Origin of the sequence: Methyloceanibacter superfactus, assembly GCF_001723305.1 — a bacterium.
In the GTDB taxonomy this organism is placed as follows: Bacteria; Pseudomonadota; Alphaproteobacteria; order Rhizobiales; family Methyloligellaceae; genus Methyloceanibacter; species Methyloceanibacter superfactus.
This window is the reverse complement of record NZ_LPWF01000035.1, coordinates 1-25,629: the sequence shown is the minus strand read 5'-3', so window position 1 is coordinate 25,629 and position 25,629 is coordinate 1. Positions and strand designations below refer to the sequence as shown.

Annotated in this window: 24 protein-coding genes and 4 pseudogenes; 5 read left to right on the top strand and 23 right to left on the bottom strand. The window is 65.2% G+C overall.

Annotated features, from left to right (window positions below; genetic code table 11):
* The 8 genes and pseudogenes from AUC69_RS14195 to AUC69_RS14160 form a co-directional block, all read right to left on the bottom strand.
* Positions 1–327 (bottom strand): MerR family transcriptional regulator, encoded by a 327-nt coding sequence (locus AUC69_RS14195; protein WP_069442729.1) that lies wholly within the window; start codon positions 325–327, stop codon positions 1–3.
* Positions 327–1,271: a DnaJ C-terminal domain-containing protein gene (locus tag AUC69_RS14190; RefSeq protein WP_244500277.1), complete on the bottom strand. Its 945-nt coding sequence runs from the start codon at positions 1,269–1,271 to the stop codon at positions 327–329. The genes AUC69_RS14195 and AUC69_RS14190 overlap by 1 nt, the downstream gene beginning before the upstream one ends.
* A 130-nt stretch (positions 1,272–1,401) precedes the next feature.
* The gene (locus AUC69_RS14185; protein WP_069442728.1) at positions 1,402–2,913 is read right to left on the bottom strand and encodes a Ppx/GppA phosphatase family protein; all 1,512 of its coding nucleotides are present in this window, start codon (positions 2,911–2,913) and stop codon (positions 1,402–1,404) included.
* A gap of 13 nt (positions 2,914–2,926) precedes the next feature.
* Positions 2,927–5,103, bottom strand: a pseudogene (locus AUC69_RS14180) (RNA degradosome polyphosphate kinase).
* Between the two features lie 101 nt (positions 5,104–5,204).
* Positions 5,205–5,882 (bottom strand): P-loop NTPase family protein, encoded by a 678-nt coding sequence (locus tag AUC69_RS14175; RefSeq protein ID WP_069442727.1) that lies wholly within the window; start codon positions 5,880–5,882, stop codon positions 5,205–5,207.
* Between the two features lie 190 nt (positions 5,883–6,072).
* Positions 6,073–6,270 (bottom strand): annotated as a pseudogene (locus tag AUC69_RS19460) (CDP-alcohol phosphatidyltransferase family protein); the annotation flags it as partial.
* Positions 6,267–6,491 carry a CDP-alcohol phosphatidyltransferase family protein gene (locus AUC69_RS19455; protein ID WP_342018611.1) on the bottom strand — a complete coding sequence of 75 codons (225 nt, stop codon included), beginning with the start codon at positions 6,489–6,491 and terminating at the stop codon, positions 6,267–6,269. The gene AUC69_RS19455 and the pseudogene AUC69_RS19460, both read right to left, overlap by 4 nt.
* Before the next feature lie 305 nt (positions 6,492–6,796).
* On the bottom strand, positions 6,797–7,723 hold the full coding sequence (locus AUC69_RS14160) for a DUF2066 domain-containing protein (protein ID WP_158008133.1): 927 nt from the start codon (positions 7,721–7,723) through the stop codon (positions 6,797–6,799).
* Between the two features lie 193 nt (positions 7,724–7,916).
* On the opposite strand from AUC69_RS14160, the pseudogene purM reads away from it, so the two are divergent.
* The 3 genes and pseudogenes from purM to AUC69_RS14145 all read left to right on the top strand — a co-directional run.
* Positions 7,917–8,946, top strand: a pseudogene (gene purM, locus AUC69_RS14155) (phosphoribosylformylglycinamidine cyclo-ligase); the annotation flags it as partial.
* Positions 8,947–9,001: 55 nt separating this feature from the next.
* Positions 9,002–9,628, top strand: coding sequence for a phosphoribosylglycinamide formyltransferase (purN, locus tag AUC69_RS14150; protein ID WP_069442722.1), 627 nt, complete (start codon positions 9,002–9,004; stop codon positions 9,626–9,628).
* 309 nt (positions 9,629–9,937) lie between these two features.
* On the top strand, positions 9,938–11,299 hold the full coding sequence (locus AUC69_RS14145; protein WP_244500276.1) for a cytochrome P450: 1,362 nt from the start codon (positions 9,938–9,940) through the stop codon (positions 11,297–11,299).
* A gap of 5 nt (positions 11,300–11,304) precedes the next feature.
* Here AUC69_RS14145 and AUC69_RS14140 read toward each other — a convergent pair whose 3' ends face one another.
* Positions 11,305–11,922, bottom strand: a complete 618-nt coding sequence (locus tag AUC69_RS14140; protein ID WP_083239473.1) for a c-type cytochrome — start codon at positions 11,920–11,922, stop codon at positions 11,305–11,307.
* A gap of 107 nt (positions 11,923–12,029) precedes the next feature.
* Positions 12,030–12,450 (bottom strand): annotated as a pseudogene (ndk, locus tag AUC69_RS14135) (nucleoside-diphosphate kinase).
* A gap of 139 nt (positions 12,451–12,589) precedes the next feature.
* Between ndk and AUC69_RS14130 the strand changes: the two are divergent.
* On the top strand, positions 12,590–12,940 hold the full coding sequence (locus AUC69_RS14130; protein ID WP_069442792.1) for a DUF3147 family protein: 351 nt from the start codon (positions 12,590–12,592) through the stop codon (positions 12,938–12,940).
* A gap of 13 nt (positions 12,941–12,953) precedes the next feature.
* Here the strand turns inward: AUC69_RS14130 and AUC69_RS14125 are convergent, their stop codons facing one another.
* The 12 genes from AUC69_RS14125 to AUC69_RS14075 form a co-directional block, all read right to left on the bottom strand.
* Positions 12,954–13,412, bottom strand: coding sequence for a DNA polymerase III subunit chi (locus AUC69_RS14125; protein ID WP_069442720.1), 459 nt, complete (start codon positions 13,410–13,412; stop codon positions 12,954–12,956).
* Between the two features lie 20 nt (positions 13,413–13,432).
* Entirely contained in the window at positions 13,433–14,800 is a 1,368-nt protein-coding gene (der, locus tag AUC69_RS14120; protein ID WP_069442719.1) for a ribosome biogenesis GTPase Der, read from the bottom strand.
* 90 nt (positions 14,801–14,890) lie between these two features.
* On the bottom strand, positions 14,891–15,871 hold the full coding sequence (locus AUC69_RS14115; RefSeq protein WP_204377335.1) for an outer membrane protein assembly factor BamB family protein: 981 nt from the start codon (positions 15,869–15,871) through the stop codon (positions 14,891–14,893).
* Positions 15,868–16,236: a hypothetical protein gene (locus AUC69_RS17580; protein ID WP_158008131.1), complete on the bottom strand. Its 369-nt coding sequence runs from the start codon at positions 16,234–16,236 to the stop codon at positions 15,868–15,870. Before AUC69_RS17580 ends, AUC69_RS14115 begins: the two co-directional genes overlap by 4 nt.
* Before the next feature lie 26 nt (positions 16,237–16,262).
* Positions 16,263–16,946: a tetratricopeptide repeat protein gene (locus AUC69_RS14110; RefSeq protein WP_069442718.1), complete on the bottom strand. Its 684-nt coding sequence runs from the start codon at positions 16,944–16,946 to the stop codon at positions 16,263–16,265.
* A gap of 161 nt (positions 16,947–17,107) precedes the next feature.
* Positions 17,108–17,968 carry a 3-methyl-2-oxobutanoate hydroxymethyltransferase gene (gene panB, locus AUC69_RS14105; RefSeq protein WP_069442717.1) on the bottom strand — a complete coding sequence of 287 codons (861 nt, stop codon included), beginning with the start codon at positions 17,966–17,968 and terminating at the stop codon, positions 17,108–17,110.
* Positions 17,969–18,054: 86 nt separating this feature from the next.
* A complete protein-coding gene (locus AUC69_RS14100; protein ID WP_069442716.1) occupies positions 18,055–18,627 on the bottom strand; it encodes an NnrU family protein in 573 nt (190 codons plus the stop codon).
* A 29-nt stretch (positions 18,628–18,656) separates the two neighbouring features.
* On the bottom strand, positions 18,657–19,151 hold the full coding sequence (locus AUC69_RS19125) for a DUF805 domain-containing protein (RefSeq protein ID WP_280136658.1): 495 nt from the start codon (positions 19,149–19,151) through the stop codon (positions 18,657–18,659).
* Positions 19,090–20,442 (bottom strand): hypothetical protein, encoded by a 1,353-nt coding sequence (locus AUC69_RS17570; protein ID WP_158008129.1) that lies wholly within the window; start codon positions 20,440–20,442, stop codon positions 19,090–19,092. Before AUC69_RS17570 ends, AUC69_RS19125 begins: the two co-directional genes overlap by 62 nt.
* Positions 20,443–20,465: 23 nt before the next feature.
* Positions 20,466–21,053, bottom strand: coding sequence for a hypothetical protein (locus tag AUC69_RS14085; protein WP_141700816.1), 588 nt, complete (start codon positions 21,051–21,053; stop codon positions 20,466–20,468).
* A 50-nt stretch (positions 21,054–21,103) separates the two neighbouring features.
* The gene (locus AUC69_RS14080; RefSeq protein ID WP_083239470.1) at positions 21,104–21,574 is read right to left on the bottom strand and encodes a GtrA family protein; all 471 of its coding nucleotides are present in this window, start codon (positions 21,572–21,574) and stop codon (positions 21,104–21,106) included.
* Positions 21,571–23,064 carry an NAD(P)/FAD-dependent oxidoreductase gene (locus tag AUC69_RS14075; RefSeq protein WP_069442713.1) on the bottom strand — a complete coding sequence of 498 codons (1,494 nt, stop codon included), beginning with the start codon at positions 23,062–23,064 and terminating at the stop codon, positions 21,571–21,573. The genes AUC69_RS14080 and AUC69_RS14075 overlap by 4 nt, the downstream gene beginning before the upstream one ends.
* 359 nt (positions 23,065–23,423) lie before the next feature.
* Between AUC69_RS14075 and AUC69_RS14070 the strand changes: the two genes are divergently transcribed.
* A complete protein-coding gene (locus tag AUC69_RS14070; RefSeq protein WP_083239469.1) occupies positions 23,424–24,146 on the top strand; it encodes a vWA domain-containing protein in 723 nt (240 codons plus the stop codon).
* 19 nt (positions 24,147–24,165) lie between these two features.
* Here the strand turns inward: AUC69_RS14070 and AUC69_RS14065 are convergent, their stop codons facing one another.
* The gene (locus AUC69_RS14065; RefSeq protein WP_425283553.1) at positions 24,166–25,032 is read right to left on the bottom strand and encodes a hypothetical protein; all 867 of its coding nucleotides are present in this window, start codon (positions 25,030–25,032) and stop codon (positions 24,166–24,168) included.
* Between the last annotated feature and the right edge of the window lie 597 nt (positions 25,033–25,629).

Here is a 25,629-nt window from a genome sequence, read left to right as displayed (position 1 = left end):
TTAGCCCTGCCGCCGCCGCTCGATCCGCATGCGCACCGTGGTCCGGACGTCCGGCGGCAAATCGTCAAGCGCTTCGAGCAAACCCCGCAGCTCCGAGCGAAGCCCGTGGATCTGGTCGATCAGATTGAGCAGCACCGGCACGTCCTCCTCGGCGAAACCGAGCTCGTCCTCGAGATCGGAGATCAGCGCCGCCCGCGCGATATCGGCTTCCGAGAAATCCGGCGCCGCCTCGTCGGCCGGCTTGATGAGCCCTTGGGAGACCCACACCCTGAGCCGCGTGACCGTGAGGTGCTGCACCCGGGCGACGACGTCTTGCTCGCTCGCCATCACGCCTGCTCCTTAAGCTTGCGCCGCGGATCGTAGCCATGGCTCTTCCGCCATTCCTCCGCGAAGCTCTTGAGGTCCTCGTCGATGGTCTCGGGCAGGGTGATGCTCAAGCGCACGAGCTGATCGCCGGCCCCGGCCTTCGCTTTCACCCCGCGCCCTTTGAGCCGCAGCGTCTGCCCGGTATTGGATCCCGGCGGAACCGTCGCCATTACCCGGCCGCCGATGGTCGGCACCTCGACCTTGCCGCCGAGCACCGCCTCGTCGAAGCTGATCGGCACCTCGACGACAATATCCTTGCCCTCGCGGGTGAACACGGGATGCGGCTTGACGTTGATCTCCACCAGCGCATCGCCCGGACCGCCCTCGCCCATGCCCGGCATGCCCTTGCCCTTGAGCCGCAACACCTGCCCCGAGTCGACGCCGGGCGGGATGGTCACGTCGAGCGTGCCGCCGTCGGGCAAGGTGATGCGCTGCTTGGCGCCGTTGACCGCATCGAGGAAACTGATGTCGAGCCGGTATTGTGCGTCCTGGCCGCGCATGGAGAATCGTCCTCCGCCGCCGCCACGCGCCCCCGCGCATTCCGGCCCCCCCTGAAAACATGTCGCCGAAGAGATCGCTGAACGCGCCGATATCCTCGTAGCCCGCGGTCGAGTGATAACGCGCGCCTTGGGCCCGCCAGCATATTCACGGTAATAGCGTTCCTGCGGCCGCTCCTGGCCGCTCGCGTCGATCTCGCCGCGGTCGTATTGACCGCGCTTGTCCGCGTCGTTGAGGATCGAATAGGCCTGGGAGGCCTGCTTAAATTTCTCCTCGGCCTCCTTGTCCCCCGGATTGAGATCGGGGTGCAGCTTCTTGGCGAGCTTGCGGTAGGCTTGGTAATGTCGGCGGCGCTGGCGGTCTTCGCCACGCCAAGAATGGAATAGAGATCCTCTGCCATCGACCAATCTAACGTTTGGAGTTGAAATTGAACCTTTGGCCTTCAAGGCCAAGGTCTTGCGCCCGAGGCGCTACGATTCCCTTAAGCCATAATGATTTGGGAAAGCCCCCGTCGTCCAGCAAGTCGGGACACGGATTTTAGCCCGCGGCGAGCTGAAATTGGGTGCCGACGCGGATCTCCGGCTCCCGCTCCAGAAGATTGGCCAGCGTTTTGAAGCGACGCTCGACCCGCTCGCCCTCGAGATTGGCGTAGGGCTCGGGCAAGGTCCAGATCAGCCGGTTCCCCTCATAGGTGAGCGGCGTGTTGGGCAGCACCCCGGGCATGGCCGCCGAGACCATGTGCGCCGCACGGAAGGCAGCACCGAGGATGCGCGCCCGCTTCAGCGTATCCTTGTCGACGAGTTCGATCAGCTTCTGACTTAGGTCGTCTTTCCCCTCGTTGCGGTAATAGGCCGTGAGCGCCAGGAAGGCGCGGCCCGGATGGTCGACACCGACGAAGTCGCCATGGGCCACGAGGTTCAAGCTCTGAACGCCACGATAGTCCGGATGCGCCCGCCAGCCGATATCCGACAAAAGGCAGGCCGCGTGGCGCAGCCGCTTCTCCTCCGGCGTTTCGACGGGCCCCGGGGCTTGGAACAAAGCATCGGTCCATGCGCAGAGTTCGTAGGCGTTCTCCAGCGAGCGCGAGCGCTGCTTGGCAAGATTGGCGCAAAGCTCGAGCAGGGGATCCTTCTCCCGCTCCCCCTCGTCGAGAAGGCTGTAAAGCAGCCCCTCGCGGATGCCCATGACCGACACCACGATGGCCCGCGGCTTCATCTGCTTGATCAGCCGCTCCAGCACCAGCGCGCCATAAGGAACCGTCTCGCGGCGCGCACTGGAGATATCGCGGATGCCGGCAAGCGAGCTCTGCGATTGATGATCGAGCAGAGCGGCGAATTTCAGCGCGTCCTCGGCCGGGATCCGGTAGTTGTGCATCACGCTCAGAGGATAGCTGGTCTGCGTCATGTGCAGGCGTGCCAGCGCGCGCCACGTCCCGCCGATGGCATAGAAGTCGCGGCCCCTGCCCTTCTCCAGCCAATCCAGCTTGTCGAATTCGGCGTCGACGATCTCGCGCGCCTTTTTCAGATTGCCCTGGGACGTATCGATCAGCCGCAGGCCGCCGAGCGGCATGGTGACGGCGTCGGACAACCGGCCGCCGCGTACGTCGATGAGCTCGAGGCTGCCGCCGCCGAGATCGCCGGCGAAACCGTCCGCCGCGTAGATGCCGGAGACCACACCGAGCGCGGCAAGCTCCGCCTCCATCGTGCCGGACAGCAACGCGACCTTGCGGCCGAGCACGCGCTCCACCTGGGCGATGAATTCAGGACCGTTATCGGCCTCGCGCGCCGCCGCGGTGGCGATAACCCTCCACGCGCGCACTTGGAGCTGATCGATCAGCGCCCGGAAGCGGCGCAGCGCCCGCAAGGCCCGCGACACGCCGTCGGCATCGAGCTTGCCCGTGGTGGCGATGGAACCGCCCCAACCCGCAAAGCACCTTCTCGTTGTAAACCGGCGCCGTGCTCGACTGGCGGACTCGTAGACGATGAGCCGCACCGAGTTTGAGCCGATATCGACAACTGCAACGGGGGCTCGATCGTCGCTGAGGGCCATTATGCTCTCGGGCTCAGCCCGTCTCGACCAGGCGCGCGAAGCGCGGCGGCATATTCCCGGTGAGAGACGTGCCGCGGCCGGACAGGCTTGGATTGGTCATAAAATAGTCCTGAGCACTGAAGGGCTCATGATCTTCCGTGGGATGCATCCGCTCGGAGCTACCGTCCGGAAGGACCCGCCAGCTCTGCAGATTGTCCTTCAGATTCGCCACCATGATCTGATCGAGGATCTGTTCATGCACCGTTGGGTTCTTGATCGGCACCATGCCCTCCACGCGGCGGTCCAGATTCCGCGGCATCATGTCGGCGGAGCTGATATAGACCACTGCCTTGCGATGCGGAAGCCCATGACCGGCGCCGAAGCAATAGATGCGTGAATGCTCGAGGAAGCGGCCCACGATGCTCTTCACGTGGATATTCTCCGAAAGCCCCGCCACGCCGGGACGCAGGCAGCAAATGCCGCGCACCACGAGGTCGATCTCGACCCCGGCTTGGCTCGCTTCATAGAGCGAGTCGATGATCTCCATATCGACCAGAGAGTTCATCTTCATCCAGATGGCGGCCGGACGTCCCGCCTTGGCGTGATAGATCTCCTCGCGGATGTGGTCGAGGATGCGCGCCCTGATGCCGTGGGGCGACACCGCCAGAGCCTCGAGCTCGGCCGGCTCCGCATAGCCCGTCACATAGTTGAAGATGCGCGACAGGTCGTTGCCGATGGTGCGGTCGGCGGTGAAGAACGACAGGTCGGTGTAAATCTTGGCGGTCACGGCGTGGTAGTTGCCGGTGCCCGCATGGCAATAGGTGGCAAGGCCGCCGCGCTCGCGCCGCACGATGAGGCTGAGCTTGGCGTGGGTCTTCAGCTCGATGAAGCCGTAGACCACCTGCACGCCCGCGCTTTCGAGGTCGCGGGCCCATTTGATATTGGCCTCTTCGTCGAAGCGGGCTTTCAGCTCGACCACGGCGGTCACCGACTTGCCGGCTTCGGCCGCGTCCTTCAACGCCTCGATGATCGGCGAGGTCTTGCCCGTGCGATACATGGTCCACTTGATCGCCACCACGTCGGGATCGGCCGCCGCCTGCTTCAGGAACTGGAGCACCACGTCGAACGATTCGTACGGGTGATGGACGACGATGTCCTTCGCGGCGATGGCGGCGAAGCAATCGCCATGATGCTCGCGGATGCGTTCCGGGAAGCGGCTGACATAAGGCTGGAACTTGAGATCCGCGCGTCTGCGACGATGACCTGGTTGACGTCGGCGAGCCCGATCAGGCCCTTCTGCACGAAGGCCTCGCGCTCGGAGACCTTGAGCTCCTGCATGACGAAGCGCTGGAGGCGGGACGGCATTGTCGCTTCCATCTCGAGCCGGATGACCGATCCGCGCTTGCGCCGCTTCAGCGCCGATTCGAACAGGCGCACCAGATCCTCGGCCTCTTCCTGGACCTCGATATCGCTGTCACGCACCACCCGGAACGCGCCTTGGCTCCGCACCCGGTAGCCGGGAAACAGACGCGACACGAAGATGCCGACCACGGTCTCCAGTCTGATGAAGCGAATGTCTTTCACGCCCTCCTCGCTCGGCAGCCGGATGAAGCGGTCGAGCTGCGAGGGGATCGGCAACAGCGCGTGCATGGTGCGCAAGCTGCCCTCGCGCACGAGCTCGAGCCCGAGCGTGAAGCCGAAATTCGGGATGAAGGGGAACGGATGGGCCGGATCGACGGCGATCGGCGTGAGCACGGGAAAGATCAGATTTAAGAAGTGATCCTCGAGCCAGGCGCGCTCGCTCTCCGACAGTTGATCGGCATGGAGGACATGGATGCCGGCCTCGCCGAGCAACGCCTCCAGCGTCACCCAATTTTCCTGCTGCTGCGCCGTCAGCTCGGCCACCGACTGGTTGATCCGGTCGAGTTGCTCGGCGGGGGTCAGCCCGTCCTGACTCGGCGTCTCGATGCCGGCCACGACCTGGGCGCGCAGACCCGCCACCCGAACCATGTAGAACTCGTCGAGATTGGTGGCGGAGATGGACAGAAAGCGCAGGCGCTCGAGCAGCGGGTGGCGCTCGTTCTCAGCCTCCTCGAGCACTCTCTTGTTGAAGTTCAGCCAAGACAGCTCGCGATTGAAGTAGCGGCTGGGTCCGAAGGCAGCGATGCGGGCCTGCGCGCCGTTCGGCTCGACCGTTTCTGGCAAATTCATCAATAACCTCGTGAAATCCGGCGCTTTTCGCCTCCCGCGCCAGTTTAGCCGCTCAAATGTATCACTAGCGTTACGGAAAACGCCAATCCGTGGGCCGTCCCCTACTCCACCGACGCGGTGGCCTGCAACGCCTCGATCACCAGCTGACGGCTGATCTTGCGTCCCGAGGCGAGCGCCGCCCGGTCCACCGCGTCGACCGCCGCCGCCGCCGCCGCCAGCGACCGGTCGATCCGCATCGCCATGAATTCGAGCATTTTGGGATCGATGGCGAGCTGCCGGTCGGTGAAGTGCTTCAACATCACCGTGCGCAGCAAAGCCTCGTCGGGTGCGCCGATCTCCGTCACCGGTACCGCGCTCAAGCGCGAGGCGAGGTCGGGCAAGGCTGTATCCCAGCGGTTCGGCCCGAGGCGTGCGGTGAGCAGCACGAAGAAGTGCTTCTCACGCGCCAAGTTCAGCAAATGAAACAGCGTCTTCTCATCGTAGGTGGCGCGGTCGGCGTCCTCCACGACTAGGGTCGAGCCCGCAATCAGGCGATCGAGCAGAGCGACCCCGAGATGCGCCGGGTCGAGGGCCACGGCGCCGGAACGCCCCTGCCACACCCGCACCAAATGGGTCTTGCCGCTCGCCGCGGGACCGATGAGGACCTGGACCCGGTCCGTCCACTCGGGCCACGCGTCGACCAGCCTGACCGCCGCGATATTGCAATCGCTGACGAGAAAATCCTCCGCGCCGAGAGCCGCACGATGCGGCAGATCGAAGGTGAGCTGTGCCAACGTCACGAAGCCCGGACCCGTGGAGAGCGCCCGGTGCCCGCACGGGCCGGCTTCCGCCGGGGCGGCCGCGGCGCTGCACGGGCTCGTAGCTCGCCATATGCCGGAGCCACTGCCAGAAATAGGCGCAGGCCGACAGGATGGTCAGCGTGCCCGTCACCCAGATCAAGATCCATACGAGCGTGTCGAGACCGAGGTCGAGGCCGAGCTTGGCGAGGACGACCCCCGCCAGCATGATCTGCGCGAAAGTGTTCGCCTTGCTGATCAGCAACGGTTTGACGACCACCGGACGCGACATCATCCAGGCGAGCATGACCGCGCCGACGATGAGGATGTCGCGGCTGACCACCGCGAGCACCAGCCACACCGGCAGATGTCCCGCCAAGCCGAGCGTCACGTAGATCGTGACCAGTAGAGCCTTATCGGCAATCGGGTCGAGATAGGCGCGAGCTCGGTGTGCCAGCCATAGCGCTTGGCGAGATAGCCATCCGCCGCGTCGGAGAGGCCGGCGGCCATGAACAGCAGAAACGCGGCGAGCATCTTCTGGTCGATGATCAGCCATACCAGAAGCGGTACGAGCAGGATCCGGCCCAAAGTCAGCGTGTTGGGAATGTTCACCACCGCGTTTCCAGCCGTCTCCCATTGAGGCCCGTCTTGGCGGCACCTTCAAGAACTGATTCTAGCAGATTGCGCGCAAGAAAACGGCCCATTTCGGCACCCCCGCCGCTATTGGGAGCGGACCACGAACATGCCGTTCCGGTCCTCGAGCGCAAATCCATTCTGGCCGAGAGCGGCCTGGAGACGGTCGAGGGAGCCGGCGAAATCGAAGGTAACAGAGGCCCCCCGGGCGGAGAGCGAGTTCACCTCGAGTGCCTGGAGGCCCGCGATCTGGGTCAGACGGCTTCGAATCTGTTGCCAATCCCTTAGGCCGCTGAACTCGACCAGCACAACAACATTGCGCGGCACTTCGGCCGGCGCGCCCGGGGCCTCTTCGGCGCCTGGAACCGGCGACTCCTCATAAGTGGCTTCCGCCGGACGCCCGGAACCTCGCCGCCCGACCGCGTCATCTTCCAGCGAGTCTCCAATGTCGCCAGGGACGCTGCCGCCACCTTCTCCGCCGCCAGCTTGGCGTTGCCGCCGACCGCTTCGGAGAGACTGACATTGATGGCGCCCGCGCCGTCCTCGCCGACAAGCTGGGTCGTCAAGCTGTCGCCCTTCAGCTCGCCCACGGCGAGGACCAGCCCGCCATAGCCGTATGCGCTCTGCATCGCGGCAAGCGCGTCGGCGTCGCCCGACAGCGCCGCCTTGACGGTCGCCGCGGCAAGGTCGGGGCGCGGCCGCAGGATCGTCCCCGGAGTCACGCTGTGAGAGAGATCGAGCCCCTCCCATGCCTGGCGCCACCCCACGTCTCCTTCGCTCGTCACGCTGTCGCCGGCGAGCATGAGCGGCAGGATGGAGATCGACGGGGCCCGCTCCTCGCTGAAGGGAATGGCGTTGTCCGCCAGGAACTGCTTCACGGCATATTCGTTGAAGCGCACATCGAGCGTGGCGATGTAGCGCGTGGTCGACGTCTGCTCCTTGCGCACGGCAACGCCGCTGACCAAATCTTCGATCTCTTCATGGGAGAAGGCAGGCAGTTGCTCGCGCACGCTCTGGGACACGAGCCGCTCGAGCAGGATATTCATGGCCCGCATCTCGGCCTGGGCCATCCCTGTATTCCTGGCGGCGACGGCGTCCTTGGCGGTGGTATCCACGCTGACCTTGGCGACGTCGTAAAGACTGTCGGCGGCAGCCACGTCGCCCACCACCGAGCCCAGCCCGGCCAGCCCGACAAGGGCAAAGAGACTCAATCTGCGAGCAAGCCGCTCTAATCGCCTGAAACTCATTTTGAACCTCACCCGCCATGGCACTTCAGGCGCGCAACCGCGCCCCTACCCCCTAAACCCTTGGAATATGGCAGGCCCACGGCCTTTCCGCCTTGACGGGCCTCGTCCGGCACGATTGTTATGCCAATTCTTCTGAACTTGCACCCCGAGCGGCCAGGTGCCTCCCAAAACCCCATCCAACGACCATGCGCCTTTGACCTATCGCGACGCCGGCGTCGACGTCGATGCCGGCAATGCGTTGGTGAAGGCGATCGGTCCGCTCGCGGCCAAGACCATGCGCGCCGGCGTGCTGGGCGGCATCGGCGGCTTCGGCGGCCTCTTCGATCTCAAGGCCTGCGGCTATTCGGATCCGCTGCTGGTCGCCGCCACCGACGGCGTCGGCACCAAGCTGAAGCTCGCCATCGAGACCGGGCTGCATGACGGCATCGGCATCGACCTCGTCGCCATGAACGTCAACGACCTCGTCGTCCAGGGCGCCGAGCCTCTCTTCTTTCTCGACTACTTCGCCACCGGCAAGCTCGAGCTGGGCGTGGCCTCGGCCGTCGTGGCCAGCATCGCCGCCGGCTGCAAGGAGGCGGGCTGCGCCCTGATCGGCGGCGAGACCGCCGAGATGCCGGGACTCTATGATGAAGGCGACTACGACCTCGCCGGGTTCACCGTGGGCGCGGTGGAGCGCGACCGGCTGTTGCCGCGCACCGATCTCGCAGCCGGCGACGTGCTCGTCGGCATTCCCTCCTCAGGGGTTCACGCCAATGGATTCTCGCTGGTGCGGCGCGTGGTCGCCGAAAGCGGGCTTGGCTGGGACGACCCCGCGCCCTTCGCGCCGGAGACGAGCCTCGGCGCGGCGCTGCTCACCCCCACCCGCATCTATGTCCGGCAGCTCCTTGGAACGATTCGCACAACCTCGGCCATCAAGGCGCTCGCCCACATCACCGGCGGCGGCCTGATCGACAATCTGCCCCGCGTGCTTCCCCGACACCCTCGCCGCCGCGATCGACATGAACGCCCTGCGCCTGCCGCCGGTATTCGAATGGCTCCAGGTGGAAGCCCGCCTCGACGCCCACGAGATGCTGCGCACCTTCAATTGCGGGATCGGCATGGCCCTGATCGTCGGCGCGGGCGATGTCGACCGCGTCATCGCCGGCCTCGGCTCGCTCAAGGACGAAGCCGTTGTCTTCGGCACACTGGCGCGCGCGACGGCGGCGAGCCGGTGCGTCTCGAAGGCAAGCCCTGGTCGGCGTCATGACGGGGAGGAAGCGCGTCGGCGTCCTCATCTCGGGCCGCGGCAGCAATCTCCAGGCGCTGATCGATGCGGCCAAGGCTCCCGACTACCCGGCGGAGCTCGTGCTGGTCATCTCCAACGTGGCGGGCGTTCAGGGCCTTGCCCGCGCCGAGGCCGCGGGCATCCCCACCCGGGTCATCAGCCACAAGGACTTCGCCGGGCGCGAGCCTTTCGAGGCGGCGCTCGATGCCGCGCTGAACGATGCGGGGGTCGAGATCCTCTGCAACGCCGGCTTCATGCGCCTGCTCACGGAGAGCTTCGTGGCGCGCTGGCACGACCGCCATCTCAACATCCACCCCTCGCTGCTACCCGCCTTCAAGGGCCTGAATACCCATGAGCGGGTCCTCGAATCGGGCGCCAAGATCACGGGCGCGACCGTCCATTTCGTCCGCGCGGCCATGGACGACGGCCCGATCATCGCCCAAGCCTCCGTGCCGGTTAACCCTGGCGATACCCCCGACATTCTGGCCGCCCGCGTCTTGGAGGCCGAGCACAAGCTTTATCCGCATGCGCTGGCCCTGGTCGCCTCCGGCGCGGTTCGCGTCGAGGGTGAACATGTGGTCGGAATGACACAGCAAAACAGCTGAATCCGCCCTCTTTTCGCCGCCCCCCGGCCACACGCTTTGATCAGAGAGGCAACCGCCGTAAACTTAGAAGTTGGGCGTAGGACTTGATACAGCTCAAGATGCGGCGCTGCCGACCATGGACAATGCTGACGGCCGGATGCTAGGAACTGGCCATACTCGCACAATCTTCACGGCTGCTTTTCATAGGCCGGAGCCACGTGCTCTCAAGCAGCGCGCAAGATCGTTATTCTGGCCTGGCGGCGGTATCCCCGGGCCCACAACCCGGCACCAAGGCACCGCGATGACCAGGAGCTTAGGGGGAAGGCGTAGATGGCGGACATGACGGTCGCCTATTCACCGTCGCACGGGCTCGGCGAAGAGCAGAGCATCTGGTTCAAGCTCACGCCGCTTTTGAACCAGGAGAACCCTATGCAGGTTCTCATGGCGCTCAGCGACAAATACGGCGGCGTGATCCCGATCAATCTGAAGAACCAGCGCATCGTGCTGCTGAGCGAACCGGCGCATGCCGAGCGCGTGCTCGTGTCGAACGCCGACAACTACACAAAATATTTTGACGGTCTGCGGCCCATCTTCGGCAACAGCATGATCACGATCGACGGCGCGCTGTGGCAGAAGATCCGCACGCCGCAGCAGGCCGCGTTCCACCCGAATATGTTCGAAGAGTATTTCCCCTACCTGATGTCGGCCATCGACTCCAAGATGGCGCGCTGGGCGGAGATTGCCGAGACCGGCGAGACCGTCGAGATGGTCGAGGAGACTTGGACGCTGGCCGCCGAGATGGTGTGCAAGGCGCTGTTCGACCGCGAGATGCCGTTCAACCCGCATTTCGTGTTCCAGCAGGTGAAGACCTACACCGATGTGATGAACCACAAGTCGATCCGCCTGAAGAACCAGCGCGGCGAACTGGTGGAGATGACGGCCGAGGAAACCGCCAAGGCCATGGAAGTATGGCACTCGATCCCCGATACGGTCATGGGCGCCAATGTTCTCGAGCATCGCGAGAAGACGCTGCTCAAGATGCTGGAAGCAGCCGAGGCCGATCCCGATTTCCCGGAGTTCGACCACCGCCAAGTCATCGACGAGATGAAGCAATATCTGTGGGCCGGCACCGAGACCACCGCGCTCACGCTCGCCTGGTCGCTCTACCTGCTGTCGCAGCACCCCGAGGCCATGGAGCGCATCCGTGCCGAGGCCCATGCCGTGTGCGGCGACGCCGACCCGGAATGGAACCAGGTGCAGCAGCTCGCCTATACGCGGCAGGTAATCCAGGAGACCATGCGGCTGTTTCCGCCGATCTGGGCACTAATCCGCATCGCCGCCGGCGACGACGATATCCAGGGTCACAAGATCAAGGCCGGCGACAAGGTGGTGATCCTCACCTACATCGCCCATCACAGCCCGAAATATTGGGACGATCCGGAGAAGTTTGATCCGGAGCGCTTCGCGCCCGAGCGCGCCAAGAAGCGGGTGAAATATTCCTATTTGCCGTTCGCCGCCGGCAAGCGCGCCTGCATCGGCGGGGCGCTCTCGCAGATCGAGAACACCTTGGCCCTGGTGCAGCTGCTCCGCCGCTTCACCCCGGAATATGCCGGGCCTGTGCCGGCGAAGATCCACGCCACGGTGACGTTCTGCCCGAAGGGCGGCCTGCCCTTCCGCATCCGCCCGCGCTGATCGGCTCAGTCTAAGTCCGGCTCGTCGGTCTTGGCCGCGCCACCCTTTTTGGCCGGTGCCGCCTCGATGTCCGGGAAGCCGGCACGCAGATAAGCGACGATCTGCCAAATCTGCTCTTCCGAGAGCGTGTCCTTGAACGCCGGCATGGCGGTGCCGAATTGCTTGCCGCCCTCGGAGATGCTCCACAGCAGATATTGGTCGACGGCGATGGGCTGCTGCACCATGTAGGCCAGCAGCGCCGGCGACGGAGTCAGCGCATAAGCAAGGTCGCCGTTGCCGAGCCCGGTGTCCCCATGACATTTCTGGCAATGGGCCCAATAGAGCGGGCCGCCTTCGGCGATGGCGTGCACCGTATAGCCGACGTCGTTCTCCGCCTTCAGATACGCCTCGGGAATCCCCCGGTTGGTGAAGGTGGAAAAGCGCAGCATGCGCTGCTGCTGCTCGGGGTCGACATTCCTCAGGCTCCAGCCGATGGCGGGCTCCTGAGTCTTCGGCGTTTCCTTCGGCACGTCCCCGGCGGCCGGCGGGGCGTCTTCCGCGACAGCAGCGGCCAGGGGCGCGAACAGCAGTGCGGCGAAAACAAATGCAACGGGGAATGAGCGAGACATCAATGAGCGAGACATCGGCGAGGTCCTTATCGCTGAAGGGTCAGCGTCGGTGTCATACCTCCCATCGAAGGCAAAACCATGCCTTGTCGCAGATCAAACGCGCCGGGCGGGACGATGGGCCCCTAGCCGACGATCTCGGACTTCTTGAAGCACAGCGCGATTTCGCGCTTGGCGCTTTCGGGGCTGTCGGAGCCATGCACGGAGTTCCGCTGCATGTTCACGGCGAAGTCCTTGCGGATCGTTCCGGGTTCAGCATCGACGGGATTGGTCTTGCCCATGACCGCGCGGTTCTGGCGATGGCGTCCTCGCCCTCCAGCACCTGGAGCACGATCGGACCCGAGGTCATGAAGGCGATGAGGCCTTTGTAGAAGTCCTGGCCCTTATGCATCTCGTAGAACTTCGTCGCGTCCTTCTTCTTCCACCACACGCGCTTCTGCGCGATGACGCGGAGCCCGGCGCCTCCAGCCTGGCGACGATCAGCCCGGTGATATTGCGCTCGGTCGCGTCCGGCTTGATGATTGAGAGCGTGCGTTCGGAAGCCATTCCTAAGTCCTTCTAGTCTTTAGAATCTTTTCGGGGCTTATAGCTGCCAGGCATGACAGCCACAAGGCGATCAGGGTAAACAGCGGTTGGGTTTGGAATGCCGACGCGGGCCCGCCTCGGCGCATGGGAGGGAAAGCCGATGCTCTATGCCACGCTCAAGGTCCTGCTGACGAGCGTCCTCGTGGTCGCAGTGTCCGAAGCGGCCAAACGCAGCGCCCTTTTCGGCGCGGTCATCGCCTCCATCCCCCTCACCTCGGTGCTGGCCATGATCTGGCTCTATGTGGACACCGGCGATACGGAGAAGGTGGCGCGCCTGGCCAACGGCATCTTCTGGCTCGTGCTGCCCTCCCTGGTGCTGTTCGTGAGCCTGCCCGTGCTGCTGCGCTACGGCGTGGACTTCTATGCGAGCCTCGCCGCGTCCATCGCCCTCACGGTCGGGGCCTATTTCGCCATGCTCTATACGCTGAAGCTGGCCGGCATCGACATCTGAGGAAAGCATGGCGTCAGGCCTTTTGCTGCCAGCGCCCCTCGTCATCCTGCTGCCAATAGCTCACCGCATAGCCCTGCTCCTTGGCCGCGGTCCACACGGCGCGCGCCTGCGCTACCGCATCTGGATCGCGGCCGTCCAGCAAATGAACGACGCGCGTATAGGCTGAGGCATCGGCGAGCGTGGCCCCGTCGACCAGAAAGCGCACGGCCGCCTCGTTCGGATTGTCTTCCTCGTCGGTGAGATAGACAGGCTGCGCCGCGGGGGTACCGTCGCTTGCCGCGCCGTGCGGCAGGAAGCTGTCCTCGCGATAGGTCCATAGCAGCGTGTTGAGCGCCTCGACCCGCTCCTTGCTCGCCGCCTGCACGGCGGCACGCCAGCCGCGCGCCAGCGACCGCTCGAGCAGCCCCGGCAGCACCTGATCGAGCGTGCGGTTCTCCAGATGATAGAAATAGACTTCCGTCTCACCGCTCATGCTCACGCATCCTACTCGGCTCAAGAGTCCTTGGCGTAAGGGTTCTTGCCCTTGCGTAAGTTCAGCCGGATGGGCACGCCGGGCAAGTCGAAGCTCTCGCGCAAGCCGTTCACCAGGTAGCGCGAATAGGAATCCGGCAACGCTTTCGGCAGCGAGCAGAACACCACGAAGGTGGGCGGCCGCGCGTTGGCTTGGGTCATGTAGCGGAGCTTGATGCGGCGTCCCGAACGCGCCGGCGGCGGATGAGCCTCCAACGCGGCGGCGAGCCACTGGTTCAAGGCATGGGTCGGCATCCGCCGGTTCCACACCTCATCGGCCGCGAGCACGGCCTTCATGAGCTTGTCGATCCCCTTGCCGCTCTTGGCGGACACCGTCACCAGCGCCACGCCCCTGACCTGGGGCAGCAGGCGCTCGCAGGCTTCGCGCAGCTCGTTCAACCGCTTCTCGCGCTCGCGCACCAAATCCCATTTGTTGACGGCGATGACGAGCGCCCGGCCCTCTTGCGCGATCAGCGCGGCGATCTGGAGGTCCTGCTTCTCGAATGGCGTCTCCGCGTCGAGCAGCAGGACGACCACCTCGGCGAAGCGAATGGCTTTCAGGGTGTCGCCGACCGACAGCTCTTCCGCCTTGCCTTCGACCCGCGCCTTCTTGCGCAAGCCGGCGGTGTCGAACACGCGCAAAGGCCTGCCGTCCCAATCGATCTCCGAGGCAATGGCGTCCCGCGTGATGCCCGCCTCGGGACCGGTAATCATCCGCTCTTCCCCGAGCAGCGCATTGACCAGCGTGGACTTGCCCACGTTCGGGCGCCCGACAATGGCGATGCGCAACGCGTGGGGGCCTTCGTCAGCCTCGGCGTCCGCTTCGGCGCCTTGCCCGGACTCCTGGCCCTCGCCCTTCGCCAGGCACGCGTCCTCGATGGCGACCGAGACATCGCCGATGCCGAGGCCGTGCTCGGCGGAAATCGGCAGCGGCTCGCCGAGCCCGAGCGCGAAAGCTTCGTAGAGGCCCGCTTCCGCCGCCCGGCCCTCGCATTTGTTCGCGGCCAGCACCACCGGCTTGCCGGAGCTCCGCACCAATTCGGCGAAGATCTCGTCAGACGCAATCACGCCCGCCCGGGCATCGATGAGGAACAGGACGAGGTCGGCTTGCGCGATGGCCGCTTCGGTCTGCTCGCGCATCCGCGCGGTGAGCCCCGTATCGCCGGGCTCGAGCCCCGCGGTATCGACAAGCGTGACCTCGCACGTCCCGATTTCGGTCTCGGCCTCGCGCCGGTCCCGCGTCAGGCCGGGCTGGTCGTCGACCAGCGCCAGCCGCCGACCCGCAAGCCGGTTGAACAGGGTGGACTTGCCGACATTGGGCCGTCCGACGATGGCGACAGTAAAGGACATGGATCCGTTCGGGGCGGCGTTTCGGGAAGGAACTTGGTAGCGGACTGTAGCGGTCTCGGCGACGCCACGTTACGGCGCTCTAGCACGCAATCAGTTAAGAGCGATCAAGTCGGCGTCGTCGTCCAGGATATACATCCGGCCGCCGGCCACAACGGGCGTGACGAAGACATCCGTGTTGAGATCGAGTTGATCGGCCACTTGGCCGGTCCGCGCGTCCACCCCGACCAACAGCCCGTCGCCGGAAACCACCCAGAGACGGTTTCCCGCCAGCACCGGACCGCTCCACCGCGCGCTCTTGGGAAGGTCGCTCACCCACAGCACCTGCCCGTCGTTGCGGCCAAGCGCCATGAGCCTGCCGGCCACGTCGACCACATAGACCGCATTGCCGGCGACCCACGGCATTTGCGTGCTGGCAACATTGCGGGTCCAAACACGCGCGCCGGTGGAGGCGGACGTCGCGATCATCCTGCCGCCATGGCTGACGGCGAACACCACGTTGCGGTCGATCACCGGCCGCGCCGGATCGCCGAGAATGCCCGCGGCGCTGGTTTCCGAGGTGCGCGACAGGGAATCCTTCCACGCCGCCTGACCGCTACCGGACTGATAGGCGGCAATGTCGCCTGCGGGGAATGGCGCGACCACGACGCCGCTGGCCACCGCCGGGCTCGCATTGCTGAGCAGCGTTGCGGTCTGCGGCAAGCCCCGGACCCGCCACAGCTGCTCGCCGTTCGACCCGTTCAGCGCATACAGCGTGTTGTCGCTGGCCACGAAATAGACCTTGCCGCCCGACGCCGTGGGTGAGTTGCGGATCGGCTCGCCCAGCGACTTCGACCACTGCACCGTGCCGCTGCCCGCGTCGAGGGCAACAACGGTGCCGTAGCCCGTGGTGGCATAGAGCGTCCCGCCATCGAGCGCGATCCCGCCACCGAAGCCTTCGCTGCTCCTCTCATTTTCTGGCGTCACGCTTATGCGCCAGACCCGGGCACCGCCCGCGGCAGAGAAGGCCGAGACGGTACCGGCCGCGTCCAAGGTGAAGACCTTGCCGCCGGCGACGAGCGGCACGGCGCTCAATCGCCCGCTCGACGAGGAGCCGGTGCCAGCGTCCGCGGACCAGACCTTGCGCAAGGAGCTGCCGAGGCGAGATGGCCGAGATTGTTCGAGGCGACGCCGCCCGGCTGAGACCAGGACGCATTGGCCTGGGGCGGCGGCAAGGAGACGGGCTTCAAGGTCGCTTGCTGGGCGGCGATCTGCCCCGGATCGGTAATGACGGCGATCCGTTCGCCCGGCAGCTTGGGCTCTTCCTTGCTGAATGGATTCTTGATACCGGCCAAGGGACCGCAACCGCAAAGGATCGCCGCAACGCCCATGGCGACCGCAGCCGCGGTCCACGCGCCGAGACGGCGATCGCCTGATCTGCGTCTACTGTCTCGGCCCATATTCAGAGCCCTTCGATCTCAAAACGCTAATTGGCCGTGCTGCTACTCAGCGCCGACGAGCTGCTCGCGATCAGCGTCAGCATCATGTTGGCGCGTTCCCGCAAACTCGGCGGAGTCCGCTGATTACTCAGGATCGCGCTGAACTGTTCCTCGGCCACGCGCATGTCGTCGTGGCGGTAGGCCGAAAGGCCGAGCAGCTCGCGGGCCGAGAATCGCCACGCGGAATCCGCGTCGATGAGCCCCTTCAGCCGGCGCTCCATCTCCGCATAGTCGGCGCTGTCCAGGCGTAGCGTCGCGGCTTGCACCGTGGCGAGGCCTTGCAGGATTGGATCGACGCTGGCGTCGGTGGCAAGCGCATCATAGGACGCCACGGCCTTGTCGGTCTCGCCCGTCTTGGCTTCGCTGGCTGCCAACTGGAAGCGCGAGAGCACCTGATAGCCTTGCGGCCCGCTCTTGGCGAGCGCGGCGAAGGCCGCACGTGCCTTGTCGCTCTCGGTGCTGGCCTTCATGGCCAGCGCCTGGGTGAACTCGGCCCCCGCCTCTTGCGCCTGGCGTTCCTTCCAGAACACCCAGCCCTTGTAGGCAGCAACGCCGGCGATCAAGAGCGCGCCCAGGACGAGGATGGCGATCCCGTATCTGTCCCAGAGCTTTTTGTACTGGTCGTGGCGGACGGCCTCATCCACCTCGCGAAAAAAACTATTGTCGCTCATTGGGCTGCGGGCTCTTGTGACAGGATGAAAACAATGATGGCGGCGGGAGCCATAGCGTCAGCTCCTGCCCCCACGCCGTATAGTGAAGGCCACTAGCTCGCGCAAGGCTGGAAGCCCCCGCGGCGGCTGACAGATTTGGCGAACGCATTAGCCCTCAGGGGCTAACTGCCTGTCATTTTGGTCTTTTTCGTGTCTCCGTCACCGTCCTCGAACATCGGATAGGTGTATGCGTCGGACGGGAAGGCGCGGGAGCGCACCTCGGTGGAATACGCCTTGACCGCACCTTCGATGGCGCCGCCGAGCTGGGCATATTCCTTCACGAATTTCGGGACGCGGGGCGAAAGACCGAGCATGTCCTCGAGCACGAGGATCTGCCCATCGCATTCCGCAGAGGCGCCGATGCCGATGGTCGGAATGGAAATCTGCTTGGTGATGCGGGCCGCGAGCAACTCGGCCATGGCCTCGATCACGACGGCGAAGGCCCCGGCCTCGGCCACCGCCTTGGCGTCTTCCTCGAAGGCCGCCCACTCCGAGCGGTGCCGTCCCTGAGGCTTGAAGCTGCCGATGGTGTTCACCGCCTGCGGGGTGAGGCCGATATGGCCAACCACCGGAATGCCGCGGCTGGTGAGATAGCGGATGGTCTCGGCCATGTGCACGCCGCCTTCGAGCTTGATGGCGCCGCAACCGGTCTCTTTCAGCACGCGGGCGGCGTTGCGGAAGGCGATCGGCGGGCTCTCCTCATAAGTGCCGAACGGCATGTCGACCACCACCAGAGCCCGCGAGGAACCGCGAACCACAGCCTGGGCGTGCATGATCATGAGCTCCAGCGGCACCGGCACGGTCGTCTCGTAGCCATGCATCACCATGCCGAGGGAGTCGCCGACCAGCAGCATATCCACGTAAGGATCGATGATCCGCGCCGTATGGGCGTGATAGGCGGTCAGCGCCACGATGGGCGTGCCGCCCTTGCGCTTGGCGATCTCGGGCGCGGTCACCCGCTTTGCCTCAAAATTCTGCGACACGGCTCAAGCCTCGCGATTGGGAACCCCGGGGTCTTATGACAGAAATATGGTGATTTGTGCAGTGCAAAAAAGCCCGCTGGCGGCCCTTAATGCTGGATCACCACCCGGCCGATCAGCAACGGATGGAGCCAGACCAGGAACACCACATAGAAGATCACGCCGAGAACCACCGCGATCAGGTCGTTGCGGGCCGGCCCGGAGCCCGGTGTCTCCACGAGCGCCGTCGGCTTCCGCCCTTTGAGCGCGATGCGGTCATAGACGGCATAGGCCAGGAAAGAGCCGAACAGGGTGATGGACGCCAGATCCCCATTGGCGATCAAATGTGCCAACGCCCAGGTCTTGATGGCGGCCAGAAAAGGGTGCTTCAGCCTGGCCTTGAGCCGGCACGGAACATAGGCCGCGACCAGAAAGATGAAGGCCGGCAGCATGAGCACGATCGCCACCCAGCGCGTCCATGGCGGCGGCGACCAAACCTGGATTGAGCGGGGCCTGCGCGAAGCCCCAGACGAGCAGCACGAAACCGGCAACGGACAGGAGGGAGAAGAAGATCTGTAGCCGGTTTCGCCGATACGCTCGACGAATCCAGCGCGGAACTGCGGAAAGCTCGGCAACAGGTGAATGCCGAGGAACACGGCGATGCCGATGATGAGTAGCGTCATGACTCCAGCCCCGCCTTCCCTGCCCGACTCTAGTCGGTGACCGGCGGCCCGAACCGGTTCGGCCCCGGCGTTCCCTTGAGAAAGCCGAGCTCTATGATCAACCACAGCGCGCCGATAATCGGAATGAGGCCGATCAAGACCCACCAGCCGGACTTGTCCCGGTCATGGAAACGCTTGATGTAAATGAAGATCGACGGAATCAGGATGATCAGAGTCCACAGACCGCTTAAGAGGCCCATGCCGCTCTCGGCATCGAACGTGCCCATGGCGCTGTCGATCATCGCAAACACGATGCTCACCACCACGGCCGGCAGGATCAGCCAGAGCCAGAATTGCTTGCGGTTCGCCCGGCCTGGGGCGACAGATAGAATTTCTGAAAATCCATGATGCCCTCCCTGTTTCCCGGAAAGAACAAACCTCAAGGGTGCTAGCCGGTCAACAAGGCTTTCGCCGGCAAGCGTGTCACGACCGGCAACGCAGAACCACGTAGTCTTGCGTCTCCGTCCAAGTGACGCTTTTCCCATCCCAGGCGAATGACGGGTTGCGGCCCGGCGAGGTCCAATGGGACGAGGTCCAACGGCCTGCGGAGACCTGTCCGTCTTCCACCGCCCGGGACGGCACGATGACCCAGGCGGGAGCGTCTGCGGCCGTGCAAAGCTGCTCCAGGGACGCATCGCTCAAATTCCGCAAGCTCGGCTCTTCATTGCTCATCCGCTCCTCGCCATTGAACGGCGTCCGCAGACGCTGATCGACCAGCCCCAAGTCCGCGAGACGTCGCGAGCGTTCGTCCCAAACGAGCGCGAGCGGGCGTGAGAAGACGTTGCTCGCGCCTTGCAGCCGGCTTACCCAGTTCGGCCGTCCCGCCTGGCTCCACGTCGCGAAGCCGCCGCCGATCCACAGCACCTCGCCGTCCCGCGCCGCGACAATGTCCGCGAGCGCCGGATCTGGCCCAAAGCGATCCGTCGCGGCGCTCCACGCAGTCCGGTCGTCCCACGCAAGGATCGCCGCGGCGGTGAGCACGAGCGAGGCGCCGGCGACCGCGGCGAAGATCCGCCCGTCCGGCCGGGCATTCGCCCACAACACCGCCAGCACGCAGACCGGGATGGCGAGCAGGTTCAGATATCCGGCCAGCTCGAGAGCACCGCCCTCCCCGGGCAGATTGGCGACCAGGAGCGCGAAGGCGTAGAGATGCATCGCGAGGTAGAGGACGGCGCAGACCGCGACGACACCCCACGCGACCAGGGACAGGCGCCGCATGTCGGTTTCGGGCCGAAGCGGCGCGAAGGTCACCACGAGCGCGAGAGCGGCGGAGACCAGAGCCGGCAGCGGCACGTCGATCTCGATCCAGGCCAGCACCAAGATCGCCAATGCCGTCCGTCCCAGCGCGCCTCGATGCCACAAGCCGATGGCGCACAAGCCGAGGCCCGCCGCCGCGAACACGGCGAGCAGCCATGTCGCACGCCACGGCTGAACCTGCACGACGAGAAGCGACCCGAGCACGTCGCCGAAGAGAAGCGAGACCAGCACGCCACCGAGAGCCACGGTACCAACGGCGATGAACAAGGACCGGGCGCGGCCGGTCACGAGAGACGCGGCAATCGCCACCGTGACCGCTTGCACGGCCAGCCGGCTCCAATCGGCGAGCGGCCAGGCGCTCACGAAGAGATAGGGACTGCGCGTCATGAGAATGTCGCGCCAAGCAGGATCGACCACCGTGAACAGCCGCGCCGCCATGGCGACCCCAAGCACCGCAGCCAACGTCAGGATCGCCAGCGCAGCGAGGCCGAGGGCCACGCCGACGATCGGAGGCGCCACGCGCTCCTGCCTATCGAAGAATGTCAGCCAGAACCAAACCGCGCCCCCGGCCAGGGCGATGATGGGATGGAACAAGACCGCGAGGCGATGGGCACGAGCGCGGCGATCTTCCGGCCGGAGGCGAGGAGCGCCATCGCCAGGAGGACGAAAGCCTCGGCGAAGGGACGCGGCACGGCCAGCGGCTCGGCGTAGCCGAACACCTCGTAGGCCGCATATTGCGCCGGCAGCACCGCGACGAAGATCAGCATGATCCACCGCGTGCGCCCTTGCGCCAGATTCGCCATCAGTGCGGCCGCCGCGCCGAACCACAGAATGAGCGCGGCGAAGGTCACGAGCTTGGCGCCGAGCGAGGAGCCCAGTGCCTCGACCGCGAAGGCGAGCAGCGCCGGGAACACGGTGAAGCCCGACTGGCCTTTCTCGGCCAGCACCATGTCCTGACCAAGACTTGCCGGATGCAGCGACGCCAGCGCATAGCCGACATAGAGCCGCGCATCGTGGAGGATGCCGCTATAGGGCCGGACCAAAAGGAACAAGGCCAGCACGCCCAGGGCACCCAGAGCGCAGTGGACAACCGCGCGGGCGATCGCGGGCCGGTCCACTGGCTCATTCACTCGAGCGTGTTCCACGGAAGGGGCAGCGCTTGGGATCGGACGCGGCCCGCTCAGCGCCATGACCGCGCGGAGAAGAGCAGATTGCGGCGGGCGAAATAATTGAACAGGAAAACGATTCCGGCCGTCGGCACCTTGGCCAGCTGATAGCTCAGCGGCGTGCCCGTGGTGATGCACCACAACAAGATCCCGTTCAGTGCGAGACCAGCAATGCCGATCGCGGCGAAGCTCGTGACCTCGAGCGATTTGCTGGCGAGACGCCGCTCTTGGAAGATGAAGGAGATGCTGGAGACATAGACCAGCAGCATGCCGGCGAGGAAGCTGATCGACGCGGAAACGAGATAATAGAGTCCGACATACTCGGTGAGGAAAACCAGCAGACCGAAGTCCAAGGCCAACGCCGCCACGCTGATCGCGCCATAGAGAACGAATTGGCGGAGCTGGCCGCCCCATAGCTCGCTGAATGCCAGGCTCGGGCGCGACCGCCCAAGCAACGCGCCCACCGGCTTGCTGTCGATGCTCATGCCACTTTTCTCGGTACCAGGCGTTCGCTCTTCAACGCCTCCTCGACACCGGAAAGCCCCTCCTCGCCATACTCGGCGTCCTCGTTGACCTGCCACACGTCGTAGACCGCCCGGCCCGCCTCGATATTGAGCGCGGTGAGCAGCCCGGTCATCATGGCGTGATCTTGATTGTTGTATTTGTGCATGCCGTTGCGGCCGACGAGATGCAGGGTCGGGAAATGCGCCGCTAGATCCCGGCGCACCATGGTCATGTTGTCGGCATAGGTGTCGTCATAGACCGGATAGGCTTTCGGCTGGCGCACCACGCAGGCATCCGCCACATCCTCCGAGCGCATCAGCCCGATCTTGTCGATCTCCGCCTTGGCCAGCGCGATGAGATCGTCGTCGCTCGAATTCCACAGCCCATCGCCCTCGAAGCAGAAATATTCGAGGCCGAGGCTGGTGGACGTCTCATCGGGAATGAGCTCCGGCGACCAGGAGCGGAAATTCTGCACCCGGCCGACCTTGACCGCGGGATCGTGGATATAGACCCAGTTGTCGTCGAGCGCGACGCTCGACTTTCCCATCAACACGACGGTGAGGAAGTCGCGGTAGCGCAGCTCGCGCGCGTGCAGCCGCGAAATCGGCGACGGAGTGATCGAGCGCACGAGATCGCGCACCGGCGCCGAGGACACGACGTGCCGCGCCGTATAGGTCTCGCGCGAGCCGTTTCCCTTGACGACCTCGACGGTCCACAGGCGGGACGCCTCGTCCCAATGCAGCTTCTCGACCTTGCGGTCCATGGCGATGCGTCCGCCGTGCTCGACGATCTTGCGCGCGGCGGCGTCCCACATCATGCCGGGACCGCGGCGCGGATAGCGGAACGATTCGATCAGCGTCTTAGCCGTCGCCTTGCCGTTGCCGGAGCGGCCGAGCGAGCGGCGGACGCCGTCCATCACCGCCGAGGTGAGATCGAGACCCTTGATGCGCTGGGCCGCCCAATCGGCGGAAATCTCGTCGCAGGACATGCCCCACACCTTCTCGGTGTAGGTCTTGAAGAAGATCGAGAATAGGCGCTCGCCGAACTGATTGCGCACCCACTCATGGAACGTCCTCGGGCTCTCGACGGGCGCGATGCGCGCTTTGCCGTAGGACAGGACGCAGGCGAGGCTCTCGATCGGCCCGAGCTTGCGGAACGCCTCGAAGGCCTTGAGCGGATAAGAGAAGAACTTGCCGCGATAGTAGATGCGGGACAACCGCAGCCGCTCGATGAAATCGTCCGGCAGGATCTCGTCCCACAGGTCGACGATCTCCTTCGACTTGGAGAAGAATCGGTGGCCGCCGATGTCGAACAGAAAGCCCTTGTGGTTCACCGTGCGGCTGATGCCGCCCACATATTTCTGGTCTTGCTCGAGGACGAGGACGCTATGGCCGTCATGCGCCAGACGATAAGCCGTGGTGAGGCCCGCAGGGCCGGCACCGATGACGATGGTTTCCGCTGAAAGGCTCAAAGAATCGCTCCCCGGGGGCCCCTTGATTGTTGAGGCAACCCTAGGGAAACGCCGTAAAGAAGCCCTAAACGGGCTGGTCCGTGCGGGACTGTCGCGCGATCGTCGCCCTCACGGGCCCCGCTCCCACAGACATGCATGCGCCAAACACCGTTTTTGACGCCGATTCGGAGTCTGAGCGAGCGTGCTCAGCACGCCCCGCCGGACACGGGCCCAGATCCATCGAAGAAGGCCGCTGCCTGACCGTAGCGATCCTTCAGCGAGCCGGAACAGCCGACTCCCAGCGCCTAAGGCCTGGCGACGTCTCGGCTGCTCCCGCAGCTGTGATCGTAAGACTGCGCGCCATAGGCTAAGGTCGGATCATGACCGTGCTGTCACACTATGCCTGTCCGGCCGCGCTCGCGTTGATCGCGATCCTCGCCGCACCGGTCGCGGCGCAGGAGGACGATGAAGTTCGGGCGCACTGCACCGAGGACGCGATGATCGTCTTCGATGCGTCGGGCTCCATGGCCGGCAATACGGTCCAAGGCCTCTTCAGCGACGTGACGCGCATCGACGAGGTCCGCAAAGCGCTCGCGCAGGTGCTGCCGCACGCCGTGAAGTTCCGCAAAATCGGACTCATCACCTACGGTCCCGGCCCGTATCAGCAGTGCAACGTCCAGCTGAACTTCGAGCCGATCTGGAACGCGACCGCGCCGATCATGAGCGTGGTGAACACGCTGAACCCGGCCGGCAAGACTCCGCTGGTGACGGCGGTGAAGGTGGCCGCGGCGGTGCTGGATTCCAAATCGAAGCCGGGCGTCATCGTCTTGCTGACCGATGGCGAGGAAACCTGCGGCGGCTCGCCTTGCGAACTTGGCGAACTGATCAAGACGAGCGGCCGCCAGCTCACCGTTCATGTCATCGGCTACCAACTCAGGGCTTTCCGCTGGACCGGCGACCAGAGCTTCCTCGATGCGAAATGCCTCGCCGAGGAAACCGGCGGCCTCTACATCACGGCGGAGAACCGGCAAGACCTGGTCGAGGCGTTCGAGAAGACGCTCGGCTGTCCGATGATGTCGTCTGCCGGCGCCACCTTGCGCTGACCGGCCTCATTGACCGGCCTCACTGCCCCTTGCACAGCGGCAAGGGCCGCGGCGGTGGCGGCGGATGCGCCTTCCGATACGCGTCGATGATGGGCCGCAGCGTGTCCTTGGGCCAGAATTTCGGCACGCGGATTTCCCGCAAGCAGGCGGCGTTCCAATACAGTCCCGCGCGCGACGGCGACTTGCCGGCCTTCACGGCTTGCGCGACGGCGTCGATGTCGCTCGACTCAGGGTAGATATAGATCGTCGTCGGCCTGTCCTTCACGATCTCGAAGATCTTCTCGGAGTCCGGCCGCGTCCAACTGGTGCAGCCATTGCTGCGCCCGGCGCTATAATCCACCAGCTTGCCGTAGGGAACGTAGCCCTCCTTGTCGGCGTAGGGACTTTCGGGATCCTTCAGACGGCACAGCCCCCGCAACAACACGGCCGGATGCCCGCCGATGGCGCGCTCCCTGGCGTTCGCGGTGTCGCCCTCGCCCTCGAATTGCAGGAAGGAGCGGACCAGCGGCACGCGCTTTCCCGAGACGCGGTAATAGCCCTTGAATGACGGCCGCGTCTCGGCCGTCACATAGGGGCCGCCCGTCGTCAGCTTGGAGCCCTCCGCGTTGCTGAAATTCTTGGCGCAGCGGATGCCGTTGGCGAAATTCGCGCCCTTGAGACTGCGGCCGTTGCCGTGGCCCGACGGCACCGCGCGAAACGTCTTGTCGGCTTCGCAGATGATGTAGAACCGGCGTCCGACGCCGGCGGGACGCGTTGCATCGAACGCGAAGTAGCAGGGATTGCTGATCGCGCCCTCGCGCGGCGTTTGCAGGTAAGCGCGCGCGCCCGTTGCAGGACGACCGGCGCGATCTGCCCGTCGCCGGTGCCGACATGCGCCTTCAGCCAAGCCGGAATCTCCGGCGGCGGCGGCTCCTCGGCAAGCGACGGGGACGAGCCCGGCAAAGCCGCAATCATGGCGAGGCCGATGGCGGCCAGAAGGAGAGATGTCAATCGCACCGGATCACGTCTCCTGTCGCTCTAAATCGGGGTTCGATGCTGGAAGGCAGGCCAATGCAGGCGCTTCGACCCCGATGGTCGGCAATCTTCTTGTCCTATGTTAGACGATTCCACCGCGTTCTTCACCGTGCCCAACCTCGGCCCGCCGGCAGGCGCGACGTCCTTGCCGCGGTGCGGTCGGCACCCGGCTGATGACATATCTATGCGCCACCGGCCGCGCGACCAGCTTGAGCGCACCCTCCCGTGGCTCCCATGAAATCCCCTCATATCGAGGGGGGTGGCGCGCCGCTTGGCGCAAGATCCTTTAGGTGTCCGCGGGGCTTTGCGAGACCCGCGGCGGGCGCGTCACGGCGCGCCACATCCGGCGATATCAGGCCCCCTTCCGCACGGCTTCTCACCAGTGGCACAGGCGCGCAGATCGTTCGCGCGCCTCACCCGACGACCCACGCGTTACAGCGCAGGTGGGCGGAGCGGGGACCCCCGAGGC

Bases quoted from the DNA above. Each gene is read 5' to 3' on its own strand.
- AUC69_RS14125 (WP_069442720.1), bottom strand. From the start codon at position 13,412: ATGAGCGGTGAGACGGAAGTCTATTTCTATCATCTGGAGAACCGCACG.
- AUC69_RS14110 (WP_069442718.1), bottom strand. From the start codon at position 16,946: ATGAGCGACAATAGTTTTTTTCGCGAGGTGGATGAGGCCGTCCGCCAC.
- AUC69_RS14100 (WP_069442716.1), bottom strand. From the start codon at position 18,627: ATGACGCTACTCATCATCGGCATCGCCGTGTTCCTCGGCATTCACCTG.
- AUC69_RS14130 (WP_069442792.1), top strand. From the start codon at position 12,590: ATGCTCTATGCCACGCTCAAGGTCCTGCTGACGAGCGTCCTCGTGGTC.
- purN (WP_069442722.1), top strand. From the start codon at position 9,002: ATGACGGGGAGGAAGCGCGTCGGCGTCCTCATCTCGGGCCGCGGCAGC.
- AUC69_RS14070 (WP_083239469.1), top strand. From the start codon at position 23,424: ATGACCGTGCTGTCACACTATGCCTGTCCGGCCGCGCTCGCGTTGATC.
- AUC69_RS17580 (WP_158008131.1), bottom strand. From the start codon at position 16,236: ATGGGCCGAGACAGTAGACGCAGATCAGGCGATCGCCGTCTCGGCGCG.
- AUC69_RS14195 (WP_069442729.1), bottom strand. From the start codon at position 327: ATGGCGAGCGAGCAAGACGTCGTCGCCCGGGTGCAGCACCTCACGGTC.
- AUC69_RS14140 (WP_083239473.1), bottom strand. From the start codon at position 11,922: ATGTCTCGCTCATTGATGTCTCGCTCATTCCCCGTTGCATTTGTTTTC.
- AUC69_RS14185 (WP_069442728.1), bottom strand. From the start codon at position 2,913: ATGGCCCTCAGCGACGATCGAGCCCCCGTTGCAGTTGTCGATATCGGC.
- der (WP_069442719.1), bottom strand. From the start codon at position 14,800: ATGTCCTTTACTGTCGCCATCGTCGGACGGCCCAATGTCGGCAAGTCC.
- AUC69_RS19125 (WP_280136658.1), bottom strand. From the start codon at position 19,151: ATGGGAAAAGCGTCACTTGGACGGAGACGCAAGACTACGTGGTTCTGC.
- AUC69_RS14080 (WP_083239470.1), bottom strand. From the start codon at position 21,574: ATGAGCATCGACAGCAAGCCGGTGGGCGCGTTGCTTGGGCGGTCGCGC.
- AUC69_RS14145 (WP_244500276.1), top strand. From the start codon at position 9,938: ATGGCGGACATGACGGTCGCCTATTCACCGTCGCACGGGCTCGGCGAA.